The organism is Pseudoalteromonas sp. SWYJZ12 (genome assembly GCF_015864395.1).
Classification (GTDB): Bacteria; Pseudomonadota; Gammaproteobacteria; order Enterobacterales; family Alteromonadaceae; genus Pseudoalteromonas; species Pseudoalteromonas arctica.
The window spans coordinates 1-721 of sequence record NZ_JADYXH010000059.1 but is presented as its reverse complement, the minus strand read 5'-3'; the positions used below and the strand labels follow the sequence as shown (position 1 = coordinate 721).

The window sequence follows — 721 nt, the reverse complement described above, 5'->3', positions numbered from 1 at the left end:
GTCAACTCTGGTCCCGAGTACGTCACTTGTTATAATTCCGGCACCAGAGTTGACCGTGCCCCCTCCATCTCGAGCATTGATGACTTTTGCCGCCGTAACTTCGGTGCAGGCCTCGCACCCGGTCAAACCGTGGCTCTACGTTACTGATGGGGATCATTCACCATCCTCCTCAGCGCTCAAGCCATCAACGGCTGTTCATGGTCAGTTGATGGGGACTGCCACAGGCTCCTCCGTAAGCCCCTTGATGAGTGCAACACGAGCGGGGAGAATGGGAAACAGGGTGGATATGTGACAGATGTGTGTGGCCAGTGGAGATATGACCCAGGTTCGAATGGGAGCGATATTTGAACGTGAATGTGAACCACACTGTTGACTCGCAAGCGGATTTGGTTCATGCCCTGGGTCCTGTGAACGTTCTGTTGTTCGACGTGCTACAACGGAAAGGTTTTCAACTCTGTTGAGATCAGGCCCGAGATGACTGGGCACTACCTTGCTGAGTTCTCGTGCTCTTACCGCCCCGTTAAGCACGGTCGCCCCGGTATTGGTGCAACACACTCGTCCCGATTCATTCTTTGGTATCCTCATCGTGGCTGGTGCTCTGACACAAGCCCAGCGTGCCAAATCAGAGGATACCAATGGTCAAGCCCTGAGCCCACATACGAGCTTGAACAACCTTCTGAGCGGTGGTTTGATACTTGTCTCGCGAAATGACAGCGCCAGC

General features: G+C 54.1%; 1 protein-coding gene and 1 pseudogene. One reads left to right on the top strand and one right to left on the bottom strand.

The annotated features are described in order from the left end of the window. Positions 1 to 441: 441 nt before the first annotated feature. A pseudogene (locus tag I6F42_RS20460) lies at positions 442 to 516 on the top strand (ribosomal protein S19 family protein); the annotation flags it as partial. A gap of 106 nt (positions 517 to 622) precedes the next feature. Here the strand turns inward: I6F42_RS20460 and I6F42_RS20455 are convergent. After that, on the bottom strand, positions 623 to 709 hold the full coding sequence (locus I6F42_RS20455) for an HIG1 domain-containing protein (protein WP_374939254.1): 87 nt from the start codon (positions 707 to 709) through the stop codon (positions 623 to 625). Positions 710 to 721: the final 12 nt, after the last annotated feature.